The organism is Paramagnetospirillum magneticum AMB-1 (assembly GCF_000009985.1).
Taxonomy (GTDB): Bacteria; Pseudomonadota; Alphaproteobacteria; order Rhodospirillales; family Magnetospirillaceae; genus Phaeospirillum; species Phaeospirillum magneticum.
Genome location: NC_007626.1, coordinates 380,747 through 399,481, shown reverse-complemented (window position 1 = coordinate 399,481; position 18,735 = coordinate 380,747). Strand labels below are relative to the sequence as shown.

At 64.1% G+C, this 18,735-nt stretch carries 26 protein-coding genes; 10 read left to right on the top strand and 16 right to left on the bottom strand.

Annotation, left to right across the window (positions count from 1 at the left end):
* The first annotated feature begins 93 nt into the window (after positions 1–93).
* Positions 94–258 (top strand): DUF6900 domain-containing protein, encoded by a 165-nt coding sequence (locus AMB_RS25875; RefSeq protein WP_011382810.1) that lies wholly within the window; start codon positions 94–96, stop codon positions 256–258.
* A 2-nt stretch (positions 259–260) separates the two neighbouring features.
* On the top strand, positions 261–476 hold the full coding sequence (locus tag AMB_RS01850) for a hypothetical protein (protein ID WP_011382809.1): 216 nt from the start codon (positions 261–263) through the stop codon (positions 474–476).
* Here AMB_RS01850 and AMB_RS01845 read toward each other — a convergent pair.
* The 15 genes from AMB_RS01845 to AMB_RS01780 form a co-directional block, all read right to left on the bottom strand.
* Positions 463–1,734 (bottom strand): site-specific DNA-methyltransferase, encoded by a 1,272-nt coding sequence (locus AMB_RS01845; protein WP_011382808.1) that lies wholly within the window; start codon positions 1,732–1,734, stop codon positions 463–465. The two genes, AMB_RS01850 and AMB_RS01845, sit on opposite strands and share 14 nt — an antisense overlap.
* A 2-nt stretch (positions 1,735–1,736) precedes the next feature.
* Positions 1,737–3,290, bottom strand: coding sequence for a DNA cytosine methyltransferase (locus AMB_RS01840; protein WP_011382807.1), 1,554 nt, complete (start codon positions 3,288–3,290; stop codon positions 1,737–1,739).
* A gap of 403 nt (positions 3,291–3,693) precedes the next feature.
* Complete coding sequence (locus tag AMB_RS01835) at positions 3,694–4,185, bottom strand: DUF6362 family protein (protein WP_011382806.1); 492 nt, start codon at positions 4,183–4,185, stop codon at positions 3,694–3,696.
* Entirely contained in the window at positions 4,178–4,375 is a 198-nt protein-coding gene (locus AMB_RS01830; protein ID WP_011382805.1) for a hypothetical protein, read from the bottom strand. The genes AMB_RS01835 and AMB_RS01830 overlap by 8 nt, the downstream gene beginning before the upstream one ends.
* Positions 4,372–4,884, bottom strand: coding sequence for a crossover junction endodeoxyribonuclease RuvC (locus tag AMB_RS01825; RefSeq protein ID WP_011382804.1), 513 nt, complete (start codon positions 4,882–4,884; stop codon positions 4,372–4,374). Before AMB_RS01825 ends, AMB_RS01830 begins: the two co-directional genes overlap by 4 nt.
* Positions 4,881–5,276 (bottom strand): hypothetical protein, encoded by a 396-nt coding sequence (locus AMB_RS24740; RefSeq protein WP_148207251.1) that lies wholly within the window; start codon positions 5,274–5,276, stop codon positions 4,881–4,883. The genes AMB_RS01825 and AMB_RS24740 overlap by 4 nt, the downstream gene beginning before the upstream one ends.
* On the bottom strand, positions 5,276–7,549 hold the full coding sequence (locus tag AMB_RS01820) for a PriCT-2 domain-containing protein (RefSeq protein WP_011382803.1): 2,274 nt from the start codon (positions 7,547–7,549) through the stop codon (positions 5,276–5,278). Before AMB_RS01820 ends, AMB_RS24740 begins: the two co-directional genes overlap by 1 nt.
* On the bottom strand, positions 7,549–7,905 hold the full coding sequence (locus AMB_RS01815) for a DUF6511 domain-containing protein (RefSeq protein WP_011382802.1): 357 nt from the start codon (positions 7,903–7,905) through the stop codon (positions 7,549–7,551). Before AMB_RS01815 ends, AMB_RS01820 begins: the two co-directional genes overlap by 1 nt.
* The gene (locus AMB_RS01810; RefSeq protein WP_011382801.1) at positions 7,902–9,473 is read right to left on the bottom strand and encodes a DEAD/DEAH box helicase; all 1,572 of its coding nucleotides are present in this window, start codon (positions 9,471–9,473) and stop codon (positions 7,902–7,904) included. The genes AMB_RS01815 and AMB_RS01810 overlap by 4 nt, the downstream gene beginning before the upstream one ends.
* The gene (locus AMB_RS01805) at positions 9,467–10,396 is read right to left on the bottom strand and encodes a PD-(D/E)XK nuclease family protein (RefSeq protein WP_011382800.1); all 930 of its coding nucleotides are present in this window, start codon (positions 10,394–10,396) and stop codon (positions 9,467–9,469) included. The genes AMB_RS01810 and AMB_RS01805 overlap by 7 nt, the downstream gene beginning before the upstream one ends.
* Positions 10,393–10,770, bottom strand: coding sequence for a hypothetical protein (locus tag AMB_RS01800; RefSeq protein ID WP_011382799.1), 378 nt, complete (start codon positions 10,768–10,770; stop codon positions 10,393–10,395). The genes AMB_RS01805 and AMB_RS01800 overlap by 4 nt, the downstream gene beginning before the upstream one ends.
* 85 nt (positions 10,771–10,855) lie before the next feature.
* Complete coding sequence (locus tag AMB_RS01795) at positions 10,856–11,362, bottom strand: DUF669 domain-containing protein (RefSeq protein ID WP_011382798.1); 507 nt, start codon at positions 11,360–11,362, stop codon at positions 10,856–10,858.
* A gap of 16 nt (positions 11,363–11,378) precedes the next feature.
* Positions 11,379–12,134: an ATP-binding protein gene (locus AMB_RS01790; RefSeq protein ID WP_043743172.1), complete on the bottom strand. Its 756-nt coding sequence runs from the start codon at positions 12,132–12,134 to the stop codon at positions 11,379–11,381.
* Positions 12,135–12,168: 34 nt separating this feature from the next.
* On the bottom strand, positions 12,169–12,501 hold the full coding sequence (locus AMB_RS01785; protein WP_050750600.1) for a hypothetical protein: 333 nt from the start codon (positions 12,499–12,501) through the stop codon (positions 12,169–12,171).
* Positions 12,502–12,530: 29 nt separating this feature from the next.
* Positions 12,531–13,100, bottom strand: a complete 570-nt coding sequence (locus AMB_RS01780; RefSeq protein ID WP_011382795.1) for a sigma-70 family RNA polymerase sigma factor — start codon at positions 13,098–13,100, stop codon at positions 12,531–12,533.
* A gap of 285 nt (positions 13,101–13,385) precedes the next feature.
* Between AMB_RS01780 and AMB_RS01775 the strand changes: the two genes are divergently transcribed.
* The 8 genes from AMB_RS01775 (at position 13,386) to AMB_RS25505 (ending at position 18,186) form a co-directional block, all read left to right on the top strand.
* Entirely contained in the window at positions 13,386–14,144 is a 759-nt protein-coding gene (locus AMB_RS01775) for an ImmA/IrrE family metallo-endopeptidase (protein ID WP_011382794.1), read from the top strand.
* A complete protein-coding gene (locus AMB_RS01770) occupies positions 14,141–14,425 on the top strand; it encodes a helix-turn-helix domain-containing protein (RefSeq protein WP_231848945.1) in 285 nt (94 codons plus the stop codon). Before AMB_RS01775 ends, AMB_RS01770 begins: the two co-directional genes overlap by 4 nt.
* Positions 14,425–15,102 (top strand): hypothetical protein, encoded by a 678-nt coding sequence (locus AMB_RS23100; protein ID WP_011382792.1) that lies wholly within the window; start codon positions 14,425–14,427, stop codon positions 15,100–15,102. Before AMB_RS01770 ends, AMB_RS23100 begins: the two co-directional genes overlap by 1 nt.
* A gap of 271 nt (positions 15,103–15,373) precedes the next feature.
* Positions 15,374–15,823, top strand: coding sequence for a DUF2924 domain-containing protein (locus tag AMB_RS01755; RefSeq protein WP_011382790.1), 450 nt, complete (start codon positions 15,374–15,376; stop codon positions 15,821–15,823).
* Entirely contained in the window at positions 15,820–17,151 is a 1,332-nt protein-coding gene (locus tag AMB_RS01750) for a recombinase family protein (protein ID WP_011382789.1), read from the top strand. The genes AMB_RS01755 and AMB_RS01750 overlap by 4 nt, the downstream gene beginning before the upstream one ends.
* Positions 17,148–17,552, top strand: coding sequence for a hypothetical protein (locus AMB_RS01745; protein ID WP_011382788.1), 405 nt, complete (start codon positions 17,148–17,150; stop codon positions 17,550–17,552). Before AMB_RS01750 ends, AMB_RS01745 begins: the two co-directional genes overlap by 4 nt.
* Before the next feature lie 95 nt (positions 17,553–17,647).
* Complete coding sequence (locus tag AMB_RS01740) at positions 17,648–17,893, top strand: hypothetical protein (RefSeq protein ID WP_008615258.1); 246 nt, start codon at positions 17,648–17,650, stop codon at positions 17,891–17,893.
* Between the two features lie 125 nt (positions 17,894–18,018).
* Positions 18,019–18,186, top strand: coding sequence for a hypothetical protein (locus AMB_RS25505; protein ID WP_158303912.1), 168 nt, complete (start codon positions 18,019–18,021; stop codon positions 18,184–18,186).
* A 100-nt stretch (positions 18,187–18,286) separates the two neighbouring features.
* Here the strand turns inward: AMB_RS25505 and AMB_RS01735 are convergent, their stop codons facing one another.
* Positions 18,287–18,577 (bottom strand): Uncharacterized protein, involved in the regulation of septum location, encoded by a 291-nt coding sequence (locus AMB_RS01735; RefSeq protein WP_009868642.1) that lies wholly within the window; start codon positions 18,575–18,577, stop codon positions 18,287–18,289.
* Positions 18,578–18,735: the final 158 nt, after the last annotated feature.

Here is an 18,735-nt window from a genome sequence, read left to right as displayed (position 1 = left end):
AATCGATCACCTTATTGAAATCTCACGCTTAATCGACTTGATCTGTCGGCGACATAGAGCGGTACTGGCCCCACCACAACGGAGGCCAAGAACATGAAAGCCCGAGACCAAGTCCTGACCGAGATTGCCACCCAAATCCTCGACCTCGAAACCCTGGACACTCGCAACAGCGACCGCCTCGACTTCCACGAGTTGTCGGTTTGGCAGATCAAGAAGGCCCTGGAAGCCGCATTTGCCGCTGGCCAGGAGGCGAAGTGACCATGGCGGCCCGGTTGACCGTCCGCCCCGCCGCTGCCCTGAAGGCCCATCCTCAATGGTCGCAGACCGATTTCGAGTACTTCCGGGGCCGGGGCTATTCCAACCAGCAGATCCTGGAATTCTGGAACCGTGATCTGCGGCTCGGCTGCAAGCCGCTTGATTGGAAACCTACCGACGCCAAGTACCAGCATTCCTTACGCCGGATCACCCGGCGCTGACCGCCTTCCCGGCGGCGATGTCGTCGAAGCAGCGGCCATCACCATCCAGAATGGCCTTCTGTCCGGTCATCTTCTGCCAGCGGCCGACGGTCACATCGGCATAGGCGGGGTTCAGTTCCAGGGCGAAGCAGACCCGGCCGGTGGTCTCGGCGGCGATCACCGTGGTGCCGCTGCCTGCGAAGGGCTCGTAGACCGAATCGCCCTCGGCGCTGTTGTTGAGGATCGGACGGCGCATGCATTCCACCGGCTTCTGGGTGCCGTGAACGGTGGCCTCGTCCTCATCGCCGTTATTGCCGATGGCCCAGATGGTGGCCTGATCCCGCGCCCCCTGCCAATGGCCGGTGGCGTTCTTGCGCACGGCATAAATGCAGGGCTCATGCTGCCAATGGTAATCGCCGCGGCCCAAAACGAAGCGATTTTTCGACCAGATGATCTGGGCGCGGATCTTGAAATCATTCGCCTCCAGGCTGTCGGCTACCGTCTTGGCGAAGATGGCCGCGTGCCAGACATAGGCGACCTCTCCGGGGAACAGTGCCCAGGCTTCGCTCCAGTCGGCGCGGTCGTCGTTGGCGACCTTGCCGGTGCGGGCTGAGGACGACACACCCGCCTGATTGCGCCATTCCGGGTCATATTCGACGCCGTAGGGCGGATCGGTCACCATCAGGTGTGGCTTGGCCCCGGCCAGCAGCCGATCCACATCGGTGACCACGGTGGAATCGCCGCAGAGCAGGCGATGGTGGCCCAAAATCCACAGATCACCCGGCCGCGTCACCGGATCGGCTGGCGGTTCCGGCACTTCATCCTCGCCGGTTCCATCACCCTGGCCGTCGCCCTCGTCATCAAGGGGGGCCATCAGGGCGTCCAACTCCTCGTCGGAGAAGCCGATGACGCCGAGATCGAAGCCATCGCCATTCAGCGCGTGCAATTCGGCCGCCAGGGTCTCTTCATCCCAGCCCGCATTGAGTGCAAGCTTATTGTCAGCCAAAATATAGGCGCGGCGCTGGGCCTCGGTCAGATGGTCGAGGATCACCACCGGCACCGTATCCAGGCCGAGGGATTTGGCGGCGGCCAGTCGGCCATGACCGGCGATGACATTGCCCCGGCTGTCGGCCAGCACCGGATTGGTCCAGCCGAACTCGATCATGCTGGCGGCGATCTGAGCGACCTGGCCGTCCGAATGGGTCCGCGCATTGCGGCCATAGGGGATCAACCGGTCGATGGGCCAATGCTCGACAGAGTCTGGAAGCGGATGGGTCATTGTCATTTTCCTGCGGCCTGGATGCGGCGTCCCAGCCAAGCCATGACGGTGGTGGCCATGGAATTCCCCAGCCCGCGATACCTTGGGCCGTCGGGGCACCTGTCCGCTGGCTTTCCGCGCCAAGGGATGCGGGTGTAATCGTCGGGAAATCCCTGTAGCCGCTCGCATTCGCGGGGCGTCAATCGGCGCACCGCCATGCCGTGCTGGACCGCCAACTGGCCACCGGCATTGTCGCGGCCCAAGGCCGACATGGCCCGCAGGGTCGGCGTGACGCCATCGGCCTCAGCGGACTGGAACCCGGTGCCAGCCTTGCAGTCGAAGGCGACATAGGTCTGCTGTTTGGTCCCAGGCTCGGCGGCCAGGGCACCGGCAACGTCCAGAGGGCGAACCTCGTCCCGCTGATTCTGGGTGAAGGCCACGTAGCTGCGGCTCGATCCGCCGCTGGCAGCCCGGAGGCTGACGAGGTTGTCGGCGTCGACTTCCGCCTGCGCCCCGCCGTCCCGGCCGCGCAAATTGAAGGTCACCGGCACCAGCGGCGTGCCGCGTCCGGTGCCGTCTTCCGAGGCGTCGAAGCCTTCGCCGCGAAGGGAATGGGCAATCAGCGTGTCGGTGCAGTCACTATCGACGCCACGAGCCAGATCACGGGCCCGCAGGGTGGTGGCGACAAAGGTCTCGCTCTCGAAATCCATCCGCCCGCTGGCCGACGCGCAGGCATTGAGCGCGGTGGCCACCTCGATGGGACCGGAGGTGTTGTTGCCGCCGAAGGCCTCGGCGATCAATCCCCCGTCGATGTCGAAATCGGTGCCGAGCCCGCCACCGCCGCGAGTGCGTGCGCTAATTGTCGGGGCAATGCCTTGCCCCGCTTCTCGGCTCGGCGGATGATCCCGGCGCACGCCTTTGCGCTCAGAAAGTACCGCGACGGGATCGGCCCGGTCTCGAGGACCTGCCACAACGAACACACGGCGGCGGCGTTGGGCCAGGCCGAAATATTGGGCGTCGAGGACGCGCCACGCGACTGTGCGCGTGGGTCCAGACACAACACCAGCGTCCGTCCATTTGCCCCCTGGTGGGAGCAGCGGACCATCTTCGCCGGCCAATCCGCCCAGAAGGCATCCGAAAGCGTTATCGCGGGTGGACAAGGCACCCGGCACGTTTTCCCAAATTGTGTAGGCTGGGTCGATGGCATTGGCGAGGTCCACGAATTTGAGGGCAAGGTTGCCACGGGCGTCGTCGAGCGACTTGCGCAGGCCCGCCACCGAGAACGCCTGGCAGGGCGTTCCACCCACCAGGACGTCGATCTTGCCCCGCCATGCCCGACCGTCGATGGCGGTCATGTCGCCCAGGTTGGGCACTGCCGGGTAATGGTGGGCCAGCACGGCGGAGGGGAATGGTTCGATCTCGGCGAAGAAAGCTGGCCGCCAGCCCAGGGGTTCCCAGGCGACCGTCGCGGCCTCGATCCCGCTGCACACCGAACCATAGACCAGCCCTTCGGCGGCCAAGGCGCACGACATCGCGCCGTTGGCCGGCGGGAACGGCTCGGAGAGAGCAAGCTGCATGGGGGTGGAAACCTGGGCTGATGGAAACTGGAAACCGGCAGGTGGAAACCCGGTCAGGTTTCCAGGGGTGCTTTCCACCCTGGTTTCCAGGCCCCCGGATATGCGAAAGGCGCGCTGTCCTTGGACAAACGCGCCTTTGGGCTGGAAACTGGAAACCTAAGTGGAAACCCAGATTTTTTGGCTGTCGCTAGCGAAATCCGGCGCTGATGCCCCCCGCATAGCGTGTGCTCCAGGGAGGACCCGTTCAATCTCAGGAAGGAGTCTAGCTCATCACCATGGCCGCGGTCCCGACCAAAAATGTCTCACTTTTCACTTTCTCGTTTCTTCATCCGAGAGGCTGGTGGGGGGCATTCCTGCCACCCCGCCGCCCGCTCGCGACTTCCGTCATCGTGCCCAGAATTTATCACTCGGCCGGTGAATCCGTCCTGGCCAGAAATGTCTCATTTTCATTTTTCTGCCGCAGGGCGTTGACACGCTCGACAAGGTGCCCGCGCGCTCGTTTCCCCGGCACCTTGTTCCCGTTCAGCCTCCAGGCGATGACGCACAGCGCGTACATCCAGTGCCTATGAACGGTGGCTCGGGACAGCCCTACCTTGCCGCAGATGGCCTTCCAGCGATCATTGTTGGCTCGATGCCAGACGATCTGGGCGTCGATTGGGTCGAGCCACCGCAGCCATTCGAGTGACTGGTCCATGCGAGTGATGGCGGCGGCCGATGGCGGTGGCCGCCGCAACTTCACCTCGGCCACGCCATAGGATTCCCAGTACTCGCGCACCATCGGCGGCCAGGTGCAGACATAGCCCTGCACGCGGGTGTCGGGCAGTCGCCCCAGCACGTCGGCGGCCTCGGTGATGCGGTCCTCCACCTCGCTGGGGGAGAGTTTGAGTTCAGCCATGGGACGCCTCCTGTCCAGGACGCTTGCCATAGAGCTTTTGCCCAAGCTGTCGGATGAGTTCACGTTCGGGCCAGGTGAGACGCTGGTCGTCCTCGGCGATGACCAGGACGCCGCGCTCCTTCCAGCCATCCTGCTTGACCTGCTCGGGGTCGCGGCGGTTGCCGCCGAAGCCAGGGGGATGCCACTTCATCGCACACCTCCCTGGGTGTCGATGGCCCAGGACAGGATGGCCAGGGCGTCGGCCTCGTTATCGTCCTCGGGATTGAAGCCGCGCGCTTTCATGGCGGCGATCACCGCGTCCTTGCCGGCATTGCCCTTGCCGGTGGCGTGGCGTTTGATGGTGCCGACCGGCACGCCCTGATAGGGGATGTGGTTGAGTTCGCACCAAGCGGTGAGATGGGCCAGGAAGCCGCCGAAAATGTGGGCTGCATCGGTTCCGGCATGGCGGCGGACTTCCTCGAAATATACCGCGCTGATGCCCTTGGCGCCGCCCAGCAGGTGGTCGAGCCAGGAACGGAAGCGCAGGTAGCGCATGCCGCCGCCTTCGAAGCGACCGGGGCGGAACTCCATGGTGCCGGAGACAGTGGCGCCGTCGGCAAGGCGCATGGCCCAGCCGGTGGTGGTGCCCAGGTCGAGGGCCAGTACGGCGCCGGAAGCATCGGCGTCATGGCATGGCTGGGGTTTGGTCAAAGCTGTCATGTGGTCCTCCAGATTTGAGCTTGGAGGGGCGACAGCACCGCCGGGCCGATGGCGGTGCTGTCGCTCAAGATTGGCAGGGAGAAATACGGCGCAAAAACGGATGAATCCCATCGGCCGCCGGGATGGCGGGCGAATTCTTCAAGATAGAGTGAATTTTTCAAGGGCGCCCATAACGGGTCAACCCATTGATTCAGTATATGTAATTTCAAATAATTCAATAATTCAGACAAGAGGGAATAGAGAGATGGCGCCCGCGCCACGCACCTGCGTGCGGGGTCTCTGGTTGAAGAATTGAAGAATTTGAAGAATTCCTCAGAACCCCAGTTAGAACAGGGGATTGGGCCGTTCCGTGTGGCCTGATGAATTTTCCAACCGTTGAAGAATTCCCTCATCACCATGCCTCCCGTCCGGTCGTGCGGAACGATATGGTCGGCTTGGTCACCGTCGCCGTCATGATCGGCTCGATGATTCCGGCTTCCACCAGAACAGCGATCACCTCGTCGCGTTGCCGCCGATCGAGGAATTGGCTGCGGCGGATCAACTCGCTCTTGGTGAGGCCGGTCGCACCAGCACCCCGGACGATCTCCAGGAGGCGCTTGTGGTTGCGCTCAATGTCGTTGTCTGCGACGCGGCGGCCAATCTCAACCATGGTGCGGTCGGCGCAGGTGCTGACGAACTGAATCGCCCATTCGGCATCGTCGGCCCGGATCACCGGCCTCACTGGATCGAATGAGACAGCACGGATCAGGGCGACCCTGGTGGCGTTCTCGGCAATGCGGGCGAGGATCGGTGTGAACGGCGTGCCCAGAGCCTCGCGCAGCCGGACGGTGATATCGCGGGACAGATCCCGGAAGATGGCCTTGGCTTGCGGGTCCATGGGCACGGTCATCGGATCGACGGCGGTGGTGGGGTCGGCCGTCAGTCCCGAGAGATTGCCCGCCGCCATTCGTCCAGCACCGGCGGCGATCAGCTTGAGACTCTTGATCAGGGCGGGCGGCGCCGAACGGATGCCGGTGTCGTTGTTCTCGTCGGGGTATTGGTTGCCGCTGGCGATGACGATGAAGCGAGCCAGTGAGCCATCGACCACGTTGGCCGATTGCAGGGCATTCCAGAATCGGGTCGGTGCGGTGGTGCCGTAGACGCACAGGCATGGCTGATTGATGTCGCGCCGTTCGTTCTTGCCGTCGCGGTTGGCGTATTCTGCACCCAGGAACACCCCGCCGGCCGATGTATACAACTCCGTCATGTTGTCGAGGATTTCGGTGAGATGGCGTGGGCTGCGCTTGCGGTCGGCGATGCCCTCCAGGAACATCCCGAACTCGTCGATCTGCAGCAGCATGGCGGGCTGGCGATGCAGGGCGGTCAGCAGGCCGGCGCCGGAGGCGATTTTGTTGCCGCCGAGATACTGGGCGAGATTGGCTTGGAAAAACGTCTCGTTGATGATTTCGCGACTGTGGTTCTTGCCCGAGCCGCTGTCGGCCAGGGCGATGACGTAGAGGTTGGAGCGCAGGTTGCTTTCGGTCCGGTATTTGCGGCCCATCAGCGCGCCAATGGCGCACAGGCTGGCACCGAGCGACAATTCCGGCTGGGGGCGCCGAGCGGTGGCCAGCATGTAGGTGACCATGTCGCCCAGCACGCCGTCGGGAATGGTGAGATCGAACGGCTGCACCGGCGCTGTCGGTTCGGCGGGAATGGCCGCGAGTTTGGCCAGCAGACCGGCGGCGGGATGGACCTCGTCCTGGGACGTGCTGCCATCCAGCACCAAGGTGAGATTCGGCTGCCAGCCGCGCTCCATGGCATGATGGTAGAGGGTGCCGGCACCGATGGTGGTGGGGCGGAAGCTGGCCCAGGCCTTGGCGGTGGCGGCGGGGACATCCTTGGCCGACATTGCCGACCAGGCCGCAAACAGTGATGCCCCGTCTTCGCCGATGGCTCCCTTCATCGCCATGCCGATGCGCACCCAGGAATCGTATTCGAGATCGGCGTTGGGAATGTGGGCGAGCGCGGATCGCACCGCTGCCAGGGTGCCGCGCTGGGGGCTGGTGGACGGCATTGAGACGGACGGCGACACCAGGGTGGCCGGGCGCAGATCATCGGGCAGCAGGGCGATGGCGGCATCGAGCCATTGGCGGACGGATTCCTCGGTGACTACCGGCAGATCGTCGAGCGCCACGGTGAGCGGCGAATCTTCCGGCCACACATAGGACTGGCCGGTATCCGGGTGGATGGCGAAGGCGACGAATTGCCGCCCCTGCGCCAGGATCTCCAGCGGCGCCCGTTTGGGGCCGGAGAATGGCACATCGGCCCGATACACCAGCAGCCGCTTGGGGGCCTTGCCGATCCTGAGCAAGGGCGTGTCGCCCAGCATGTCGCGGGCAAGCCGCTCCAGCCGGTGGGCGATGTCGGGATCGAGCACGTCGATATCGATGCCGACCAAGGTGCCGCAGGCCAGCCCGATGGCGGCATCGGGCCAAGTGGCCCAGGTCTCGACCTCGATCAGGGTGGTTGGGCGGTCGCAATGGCGGGTCCAGGCCGGGTAATCGCACCAAGCGCCGGCCTGGAAGCGTCCAGGCTTCTTGGTGCCCGGCCAGATGGGGATCGCCGGATAGCCGTTATCCACCAGCCGTGCCCCGAACCGGGCCATGAAGTCTTGGGCGGCCTCCATCAGAATGGCACCTCCCCGGCCATGCCGTCGAGACGTCCCCGGTCGCGGCCGGCGAGATCACGCAGATGGTCGCAATAGCCGGTGATCACCGCCTCGACGAAGGTCTGCCATTGCTCTGGCGACAATGCCGCCAGATCGGTCTTGGCGATGCTGTCCAGATACTCGCCGCCCATCTGTCCGCCATGCTCCATGGCGGTGATCTCGTTGGGGGTGGGATCGATCATGGTTCTTCTCCAGCGGGCGATGGTGTCGAGACAGGTCATGGAGCAGGCGGCTTCGGGCGGGCCACGCAGCCGGGCAAGACGCGGGATAAAGCCGAAGCCGCGCCCCTCGCGGTTGCAGACGGCACAGATCATGTGAATCTCGCGCCGGCCACCTCGGTGAACCGGCCGCTGGGGCGCACCGCGATCTCGATCGGCACCCTCAGGCTGTCGGCTTGCATCAGCGCCTGCTCGACGGTGGTGGGGACTGGCAAGCCGGGTGCCCGCTTCTGCCACCACTGCACCGCCTTCTGGCGGGCATAGCCGTCATGCTCGATGCACACCCATTCGCGGTGGCGGACCATGCCGCAGAGATAGCTGACCAGCATACTGGGGGGCTTGCCGGGCTTCTCGTGCAGGTGGTAGGAGATGTCGGACACCGACACCCATTGCGGCAGGCCGGTGGACAGCACCTCCAGCGTGCTGGCGGTAGCCTCGATCTTGAGTTCAGGCGGGGGGAAGTCATGGCCGCAATCGGGGCATTTGCGCATGGCCGCCGCCAGGATACTGTCGCAGCCGGGACACACCTTGGTCGGCGGCTCGCCATCACCCTTACCGGGAGCCGAGGGCATTACCGCATCGATGGGACCGTGCAGGGCGACGTTGCCGGCAAAGTCCAGCACCAGACAGTTGGATTTACCGGGTGACAGCCTTGTGCCGCGTCCGGCCATCTGGACATAGAGGCCCGCCGATTTGGTCGGGCGCAGCATGGCGATCAGGTCGACGGCGGGGGCGTTGAAGCCGGTGGTCAGCACCCCCATGGAGGCCAGCGCCCGGATTTCACCGCGTTTGAAGGCGACGATGATCCGGTCGCGCTCCCCCTTGGGGGTGTCGCCGAAGATAGTGGCGCAGGAAAACCCGCGATCCCGAATGGCTTGGGCCACATGCTCGGCATGCTCGACCCCGGAGCAGAACGCCAGCCAGGAGCGACGGTCCTGGCCGTAGGCCACCACCTCGTCGATGGCGGCACGGGTGATGGAGTCCTTGTCGACCGCCGCCTGAAGCTGGCTGGGGATGAATTCGCCGCCACGGCTGCCGACACCGGTGACGTCCAACTTCGTCGCGGCGGATTTGCTGACCAGCGGGCAGAGAAATCCCGCATCGATCAGGTCACGCACCGACACCTCGTAGGCGATGTCGGTGAACAGTGCGCCACCGCCCTCGTGCAGCATGCCGCTGTCGAGGCGATAGGGCGTGGCGGTAAAGCCAATCACCTTGAGATGGGGATTGATCCTGGCCAGAGTGTCGAGGAAGCGCCGGTACATGGTGTCGGAGGCGCAGGGGATCAGATGGGCCTCGTCGATCAGGACCAGATCGCATTGTTGGATGTCATAGGCCCGCTTGTGGATCGACTGGATGCCGGCGAACAGGATGCGGGCGCCGAGGTCGCGCTTGCCCAACCCTGCGGAATAGATGCCGGCGGGAGCATCGGGCCACAGGCCGATCAACTCGGCATAGTTCTGGGCGATCAGTTCGCGGACATGGGTGACCACCAGGATGCGCTGATCGGGCCAGTTCTCCAGAACCTCCTTGATGAAGGCAGACAGCACCAGAGCCTTGCCGCCGGCTGTCGGAATGACGATCAGCGGGTGCCCGGATTTCCGGCCGAAATAGTCGTAAATGGCGGTGAGGGCCGCCTGCTGATAAGGGCGGAGCGTCAGCATGGCACCCTCCCGTCGATCCAGGTGGTGCCAGTCTTCAGGCGGTAGACGACGTGATCGTCGCCGGCGTCCATGGGCTCGCCCGGCACCAGATCGGGAATGTAGAGATGAAGCTCGCAGCCGCGCCGCTGGTCGGCGGAGGAGAGGCCACGGTCGTGGCGGGCGCAGTGCCAACCACCCTCCACCGGAGTCGAATGCAGGCAGGTGCGGCAATTGCGCTCGGCGGCGCCGCCGTCATGGCAGAGGGAATGGTGTTCGCACCACCGGCATTGCCACCATGCCGGATCGGCCGATAGCCGTTCCGGCGGACGGGCGGCATTGATGACGCGACCGGCAATGGCCACCAGGGTTTCGCCCACGGCCCTGTCGGCCAGGATGCGCTCGACGTAAATCTCGTCGGTATCCTTGCACACCGCCACATACATGGCCCGCGTCATGCCGGTGAGGTGGAGATAGACCTGCATCTGGGCGAAGTGCCGCGGCTTGGACTCCCGCACGCCTTGGCGCTTCAGATCGGCGAAGGACTTGGCCGAGTGGGTCTTGAATTCGAGCACATGCCAGGTCTTGGGCGCCTCCAGTAGGCCCAGGGCCACGCCGTCGAGCGAGCCGCCGAAATGCCCGCCATGGGCCTCGACCCGCCATTGACGCCCGGATTCGGGATCGACCTCCAGCACGGTGGCGCCGGTGCGGCGCAGGTCGCGCACGATGCGGGCCTCCTCCAACTGCCCGGTCTCGAACAGCCGCAGCACCCGGCCGGGAAAGCCGGCCCGCGTGGTCCAGCGGAAGTCGCACCACAGGGCGCGGAGGCACTCCTTGCCGATCAGCGATGCGCCGAGATGAAGGCGGAAGCCGTCCTCGGCACAGGCCTCATAGGCGGCGTAGATCGCTTCGATGGTGGGGCTAGGAGGGGGCGGCAGAGCGGTCATATTGCTGCTCCCCGCGTATCGAGACGCCGGTGGGCCTCGTCCATCACCCTTTGCCAGCCGGTTTCGTCGTAATCGGCCCGCACCACCTCGATCAGCAGGTCCTTCAAGGCATCCTTGCGGCCCGGCAGGCGGACCATCAAGACGGCGATTTCCGCCGCCTCATGCTGGCGGTGGCGCAAAGCGGTGCGGGCGCGGTGGTACCAGCGGGCGTCCATTGGCCGACGACCGGCCTGGCGGTCCATATCTGCGGCGGCAATCTCAGTGCGAATCGCGGTGATGTCGTTCTGAAGTTGGGCCAGACGCTGCCGGCACTCTTCCCTGGTGGTGGGCGGATTGCTCGGAGGTGCCTCCGCCTCTATGATCCTGTCATCCATGGATGTTCTCCAATGTCCTGGGTGGAGATGCCGCCGCCGCTCATGTTTGACGACCGGACGACGGCGGCATCGTTCCTGTTGATGCTCACGCGCTCCGGCGCCACGGCGCGGTGGCCGGGCGGGGTTGAGGGGATTGCGTCGCAGGTTTGGCCGGCGGGGTGGCCGCAGCGAGGCGGGTGGCCGGAGCGGCGGCGGCTTGGTCGAGCGGCTGATAGCGAATGGTGTTGGATTCGCCGTAGCCGTTCTTCGGCGGCTGCACCCGCACATCGGCCAGCATGGGGATCAGGTGGAGTTCCTCGCTGTCCTGGACCTGCATCCGACCCGTGGCATGGCAGATGGCCGACAGGGTGCGCTGGGCCATTTCCACCGTGCTGGGGTTGTTGTTGACCAGATTGAGGCGGTCAAACAGCTTGCGCCCCAGGGAATCGCCTTCCAGCACGTCGAGTTCCAGCCACAGGTACTGGCCCATGCCGTCCTTGGTGACGCGCATTTCGCTGGCGACGATCTGCACCACGTATTTGCCGGGAGGCAGCACGTCGGCGGATTTGGCGGGATCGACGGTGGTGGCGTCGAAATTTCCGAGATTGGCCATGATGGTTCCTTATCGGTTAGGATTGAGCTTGGAATTGGGGCATCGCGGACGCGAAGGCGTCCCACGACAGCGGCAGCACATCGGGCAGGCCGTAGCGGTTCTTGGCGAGGAAGGCGGGACGTTCGGCGGAGTAGAGCACCCGCTCGCCGGAGCCGAGAGCGCGGGTCACCTTCTTGTTGAAGCCGACATCGCTCTTGACCGTGCTGATCCGGTAATTGGCGAACAGCACCGCGTCGGAATGCTCCTGTAGCAGAGCCGCGGCGCGGGCATGCAGCTTGATGATGTAGCGGTCGTAGGGATCGTGCTCGGGGCTGTCGAAGCGCTTGATCTCGGTATGGGCGATCTGGATGATCGTCAGGCCCTTCTCATCGCGGAGCGCGTTGAGACCGTCGATATACTGACGCCACAGGTCCAGCGCCGCGACGTAGCCCTTGCCGTAGCCGGGGTCCTCGATGGATTTCCAGCCATTGTCCTTGCAGGCCCGCGCCCAGATCAGCGGCTCCAGCCAGTCGACGCTGTCGATCACCACGGTGCGGAAGTCGTTGTCCTCGGAATAGAGGGCGGCCAGCGCCTCCATCACGTCGTCGAAGCTGCGGGCCAGCGGGAAATGGGGGATGTCGAGGGTGCCCAGGCCATCCTCGGTGAGGATGAACACCGGATTGGGCGCCGCCGAAGCGAAAGTGCTCTTGCCCACCCCGGCCACGCCATGGACCAGGATGCGGGGGGATGACAGCGCGGAACTGCGCTTCAGCGATGCGAGGGATATCGCCATTATTGGATCTCCTTGGATAGTTGAAAGAACAAACTCACCGCCGGTCACCTCTGGTGATCGAGGAGCGCGGGCGGCCCGCCGCCTTGATGGCCAGATAGCTGAAGTCATCAACGCCAAGGCGGCGCTGGAGCAGGAAGACGCGCTCGGCCTCGGCCGCCTGCTGAATGCGGGTGGCAACATCGACAACCTGGCGGCGCAGCACTTCCGGCAGCACCTTGGTGCTGGGCATCCGGTCATGGCCGAGATGGCCGCGGTAATAGATCAGGGTGGCCCCTGGAGTGGCGTCGGCCAGCCAGTCGCAGATACCGTTCTCGTCCACCGGCAGGGAACGGGCAGGGAAATCAGGGTGGGGGGAAATTGCGGTCATCGTCGTCGTCCTGTTTTTCGGGTTATTGGCTATGTACCGACGCATTGGCCGGATCGTCCCAAGGGGGTGAGGCCATGGGCGCGAAGGCGCATGCGAAGCTCATGGATCTGGCGAAAGAACTCGCTGCGCGAGAAACCGGATACGACCTGGGCCGTGGCGCGATCCTCTTCGGTCAGCAGGCGACAGAGGTGCCGCAACTGCTGGGGCAGGCCGTCCAAGAACCGTTGCAGGTCGAGACGCAGGTGGATGGCGCCCGCTCCGGTGACGCCGCCTGCCCACCAGGCGGCAAGGCCGTCGTCTTCGCTGGTCTGCTCGGTATCGTCGATTGATCCACCATGTCGGCGGCGATCACGGATGAGGCGGTCGGCCACGTCCTGCCCGGCGTGGCGGATGACCAGCCTAGTGAAGGTCGGCCAGCCGGCCTGACCGTCGAATCGGGGGGCGCGACGCACCAGTTCCAGCAGCAGGTCCTGGCGGACATCGCCAATATCTGATGTCGGCAGGCGCAGGGTGCGGCCGATCCGGCGGGCACACCGATCCGCGGTGGCCAAGCCAATGCCGGTGATGTCCTTGTCGCTGATTTGCTGTTGCATTCCCATGATTGATCTCGTTCTGGATGGCGTTGATTTCGGACGCCACAGAAGCACGACAATCGAAGGGGTGGAGAGGCGGAAAGGGGAATAAAGGGGAATAAACCCCCTTTCCGCCCCTCATTAATGCCGCATAAAATAAGGCATTTCATGCCTACTTTGATAGCCACGGCGGCGGACGCTCGCCAACAATTCCGCCCCACCGGAATGACTCGACAAAGCCAGCCTTAAGGAACAATATGCGAACCATGCCGTTGACTGATTAGGTCACGGTTTGCAGCCAAGGAGCCAGCGATGGCCGTCGTGACCGCAACCTTCCCCAGCGTCTCGCCCACCGGCGAGGCGCGCCCCCTGGCCGCCAGCGCCATCTGGTCGATCGCGCGCGATGTGCGCCGCCAGATCTGCGGCGGCCTGTGGCCCAAGCCGCTTCCGGCCGACACCCTGATCCGCCGGGTGGAATTGCTGGTGATCAACGGTATTCGCTTCGAGCCGGTCTGGGACTGCGGGAACGAGGTTCACGATGAACTGGGGCGGCCTGTGGCCGGGGCCTGCGAATACGATTCCGACAGCCCCCAAAACATCTATCTCAGCCTCAATCCCGCCGTGATCGGGGATCGGTCCGATCTCGCCGCCAGCACCGCCGCTCATGAATTGGGACACGCCATATTCGATGGCCCGGCCTCGGTCATTGCCTGCCGGAGCAAATTCCGCCACGTCACCCCCGACGAGGCGCATTTCGATGCCGCCGACCCGAAGAACGAGGAATATTGGTCGGAGTACCGGGCCAACGAGTTCATGGGTGGATTGCTGGCGCCGCCAGACTTGCTTCATCGCACCATGGTGAGGCGCGCCGGTGAATTCGGCGTCACCCTGGTCAACGGCTCCGACCATGCCGGCAAACCCGGCTACCCGGTGATTGATGGACGGCGGTGGGGCATGGGCGAGCAGGATGTGCTGCTCGACGATCTCGCTGGAATCTTTGGGGTGTCCCCATCCTTCATCTGGGTCCGCCTGCGCAAGTACCGTCTCGTCACCGGCCAGGGGAGGGCATGATGCCGTTCGGATCCTATATCCGCGTCCGCCGCAATGAATTGGGCATTGGGCTCAATGATTTCGCCAGCCGCCTCGGGGTTTCCCCCGCCTATTGGTCGCGCATTGAACGGGAATGCGAAAAGCCGCCCCGCGACGATTTGATCGAGAAGGCCGCTGCCGTGCTGGGGGTTCGTCTCGATGACCTGTTTGTCGCCGCCGAGCGATTCCCGCCCGACATGCAGCGCGATGTCGCCAAGGTGGTGCGCGCCTACCGCCGCCTGCGCGCCGTCGAGGGAGGCTGATGATCATGGCCCCTTCTCCAGTCACCTATCTGACGCTGGCCGACCTGTGTGAGCGCTGGCATGTGAAGCCCACCCAGATCGCTGCCGTCGCCCTCGAAGGCAAGCTCAGGTTATCCATTCCAGTGCCGGGGGTTTTCGCCGAAATCGGGCATTACGAAGACTTCGGTGATGAAAACTGGCAACGCATCCCTGCGGATCGGCGGCGTGTCATGGGGATTTTTGATCTCTATCCCCGTGATGCATGGGGGCTTATCAAAAATCACACCGGGATCATCACCGATCTTGCTGGCGAGAATGATGGCTACATCGACCTCGAACCAGAGGCTCGCCAATCGGACTTCTCCGCTGCCGCAGACGACATCCTGATCCGGCGTGACGAGGTCGAGCGATTCGAGGCCAATAGCACACCCGCACCTCCGGATATCTCTGCCTCCAACCCGCCTGTCGTGCGTGGCGGCCCCGGTGCCCCGCCCAAATATGATTGGGATGGCTTCTGGGTCGAAGCCTGCCGACGTATCCATGATGATGGCATTCCGCCTACCCAGGCGGCGATGGTCCGTGATCTGCTCGGCTGGTTTGATGACAAGTGCGCCGCCGTGCCTGACGAGAGTACGGTCAAAAAGAAGGTTTCCAAGTTGTGGAAGGCGTTGGGGCTGGTCGGTCGGGGAGCGGCATAGCCCCCTCTTGGGACGGAATGGAGGTTGCTCCGGTACAGGGAGTCATAGGCACCACAATCAGGTTTCCTCCCATGTCCCTTGCCCTCCACCCCGACCACATGACCGCCGCCGAACGCCTCGACGAAATCGCCGAGATTCTGGCGGTCGGGGCCATGCGCCTGATGGCGCGAAAGTCCACTCGTTTATCTGCTGACGCCGGAGACTGTTCCGTCGACTTCACTGGCCACCAGAGCGTCCATGGGTCTGACCGCAATTGCAGGAGACCCCGTAAATGACAACCTCAATTCTTACCCAGGTGGCCGAATTGCCCACCCTGCCGACGCCCAGGCTGAAGGTCATGTGGCGGGAACTGACCGGCACCGAGCCGCCGCCCTACAACCGCACCTTCCTGGTCAAGCGCCTCGCCTACCGGATTCAGGAACTGGCCTTCGGCGGCCTGTCGGTCCAGGCCGAACGCCGCATCGACGATCTGGTCGATGAGCTGGACGGCAAGAGGAAGCCGAAACCCAAGGACATGACTGCCCCCATCGTTGGCACCAAGCTGATCCGGGAATGGCAAGGCGTGCTGCAGGAGGTGACCGCCCTGGCCGACGGCTTCGAGTGGCAGGGGCGGCGCTACCAGAGCCTGTCGGCGGTGGCCCGCGCAATCACCGGCACCCGGTGGAATGGCCCTCTCTTTTTCGGCCTTCGGAAACACGGCAAGCTGGAGGGCAACCGATGACCCCGATCCGCAAGGTCCGCTGCGCCATCTATACTCGCAAGTCTTCGGAAGAGGGGCTGGAGATGGAATTCAATAGCCTCGACGCCCAGCGGGAATCCTGCGAAGCCTACATCACCAGCCAGAAGGCCGAGGGCTGGGTGCCGGTGCCGGACCACTACGATGATGGCGGCTTCTCAGGCGGCAACTTGGAACGTCCTGCTCTGAAGCGCCTGCTGGCCGACATCGAGTCCGGGCTGATCGATGTGGTGGTGGTCTACAAGATCGACCGTCTGTCGCGCTCGCTGATGGATTTCTCCAAACTGGTCGAGGTGTTCGACCGCAACGCCGTCACCTTCGTCTCGGTGACCCAGTCGTTCAACACCACCACCTCCATGGGCCGGTTGACGCTCAACATCCTGCTCAGCTTCGCCCAGTTCGAGCGGGAAGTGATCGGCGAGCGCATCCGCGACAAATTCGCCGCCTCCCGGCGCAAGGGCATGTGGATGGGCGGAGTGCCACCCTTGGGCTACGACGTGGTCGCCCGCAAGCTGGTGGTCAACCAGCCCGAGGCCGATCTGGTCCGCCACATCTTCGAACGCTTTCTCAAGGTTGGCTCTGCCACCTTGCTGGTCAAGGAACTGAACGCCGCCGGTCACCATACCAAGTCCTGGACCACCCAGGACGGCAAGATCCGCGACGGCGCGCCCATCACCAAGAACTTCCTCTACAAGTTGCTCGATAACCGGGTCTATCTCGGTGAGGCCGTCCACAAGGGCGAGGCCCATGCCGGAGAGCATCCCGCCATCATCGACCGCGCCACCTGGGACAAGGTGGTGGCGGTCAAGACCGACAACGCCCCCAGGAAACGGGCCAATGCGGTGCGATCCTCGACTCCGGCACCGCTGAAGGGGCTGATTCACTGCGCCCATTGCGGCCGGGCCATGACGCCCTCACACACCCGCAAGAAAGGACGGCTGTACCGCTACTATACCTGCATGAAGGCCATCCATTCCGGCCACGAGTCCTGCCCGGTGCGCAGCATCGCCGCCGGTGAGATTGAGGCGGCCGTCATCGGACAGGTCCGGGCATTGCTGCGCGCCCCCGAGATCCGGGCGCGGGCCGAACGGATGGCGCCAACCATGTCGCCGGCCGATCTGCACGCCGCCCTCGATCGCTTCGAGGCACTCTGGGACGAACTGTTCCCCGCCGAGCAGGCCCGTATCCTCCAGCTTCTGGTCGAGAAAGTGGCCATCGCCCCAGACGGCGCCGAGGTCCGGTTGCGGGCCGAGGGACTGGCCAGCGTCATCGCCGACATCACCGCCCAGACCGGCGATAGGAGCGCGGCATGACCGCGAACATCCGGATCGACACCCTGACCATCCGCGTGCCGCTGACCCTGCGGCGATATGGTGGCCGCAAGCTGGTGATCGTGCCGGAGGGCGAGGGCGTACCGGTACGCGCCAAACCCACCCCCGACGACACGCTGCTGAAGGCGCTGGCCCGTGCCCATCGCTGGAAGCGCATGCTGGAATCCGGGCAGGTGGCATCCCTGAACGAGTTGTCCGAAGCCGAGAAGATCAATCCGTCGTATCTGACCCGCATCTACCGACTGACCTTGCTGGCCCCCGACATTGTCGAGACCATCCTCGACGGTCGCCAGCCGCGCACCCTCCATCTTGCCGACCTGATGGACGACATGCCGGTGGAATGGGACCAGCAGCGGGAAAGGTACGGGATGGCGACGCGGTGACCGAGGGCGCGAATCCCCGATGCGACCATGCATATTGACAAAAGAACAAAAAGAAAACACTCTGTGGCAATCGCCCTTGCCGCAGGAATCACGCCATGGCCCTCGAAACCTTGTTCATCTGCCAGCCATACATCCTCGGCAAAAGAGGCGGGCTGAAGCCTCAGCCGCCCATTTCCTACAAGACCGAGCCACAGGCCCTGCAACGTGCCAGCCGCATGATGGAGGGTGGCAGCGTAGCCGGCGTGGATGTCGTCCGTCAGACCGCCGACCCTGAAATGGGCGATTATGACGAGCCTGAGTTTCTGCAGCGTCTGGGGTCCGTGCCGAAGGCCGAAAACTGAATTGTGATTGGCCATCCTGCCTTTGCCGGCTGGGTGGTCGTTGTATGCAATTGTTCACGGACGAGCGGGCGGATGCAGTGTAGACATCAGGCGTCGTCGAGAATAGCAGACCTTGGGAGGGGCAAATGCGGGCGCAAGACTTCGGGCTTGATCGGTGGATATGGGAGCCGTCGCTGGACGATCTCCTCGACGATCCAACCATGCATGCCTTTCTGCTGCGGGATCGCCTTTCCGTCGATCATGTGCGGACCCTCGTCAAGGAAGTCAGGCAGCGTCTCGCCCGCGCGGCGTAAAGGCGATGATCTGCCGGTAGAATGGGACCGGCGGTGATGAGAGTGGTAAGAGCACGGCGCTTGATTCTCTGCGCCCAACAACCGCACCTCATGGCCTCGTCTACCGCTGTTTCAACAGGCCTATTTCAATGGCGCCGGCGATCACGACATTGGCCATAGGCTCTCGCACTTCCTCCGGAAGGGTGATCGCCGTCTGCCATTCGCCATTGGGCGCACGGTAGCGCGGCAAGGCAATTTCCGTCTTGTCGCCATCGGCTCTCACCTGAACCCCGTGGATGACGAGGGCCACGCCATCTATGACGGTCTCCACATCAGCCAGGGCGAGAAGCTTGCCGGCATTCTTGATCGGGGTGATGCGCTGCACGGTAATGGTGGCGATGGTGGTATCCATGAGGGGAACAGTAGCAGAGCCGATCCAGGCACGGCACGGGAGATTGGCGCGCAAGCCCCCTTGGGGCCGTGCGACACTGCGGGGCTCCAAGATGGCTGTTGACCGCCGAATCCAACCCCAGACTCCAGCCCGCACCAATAAAAATAGCGAAATGGTCA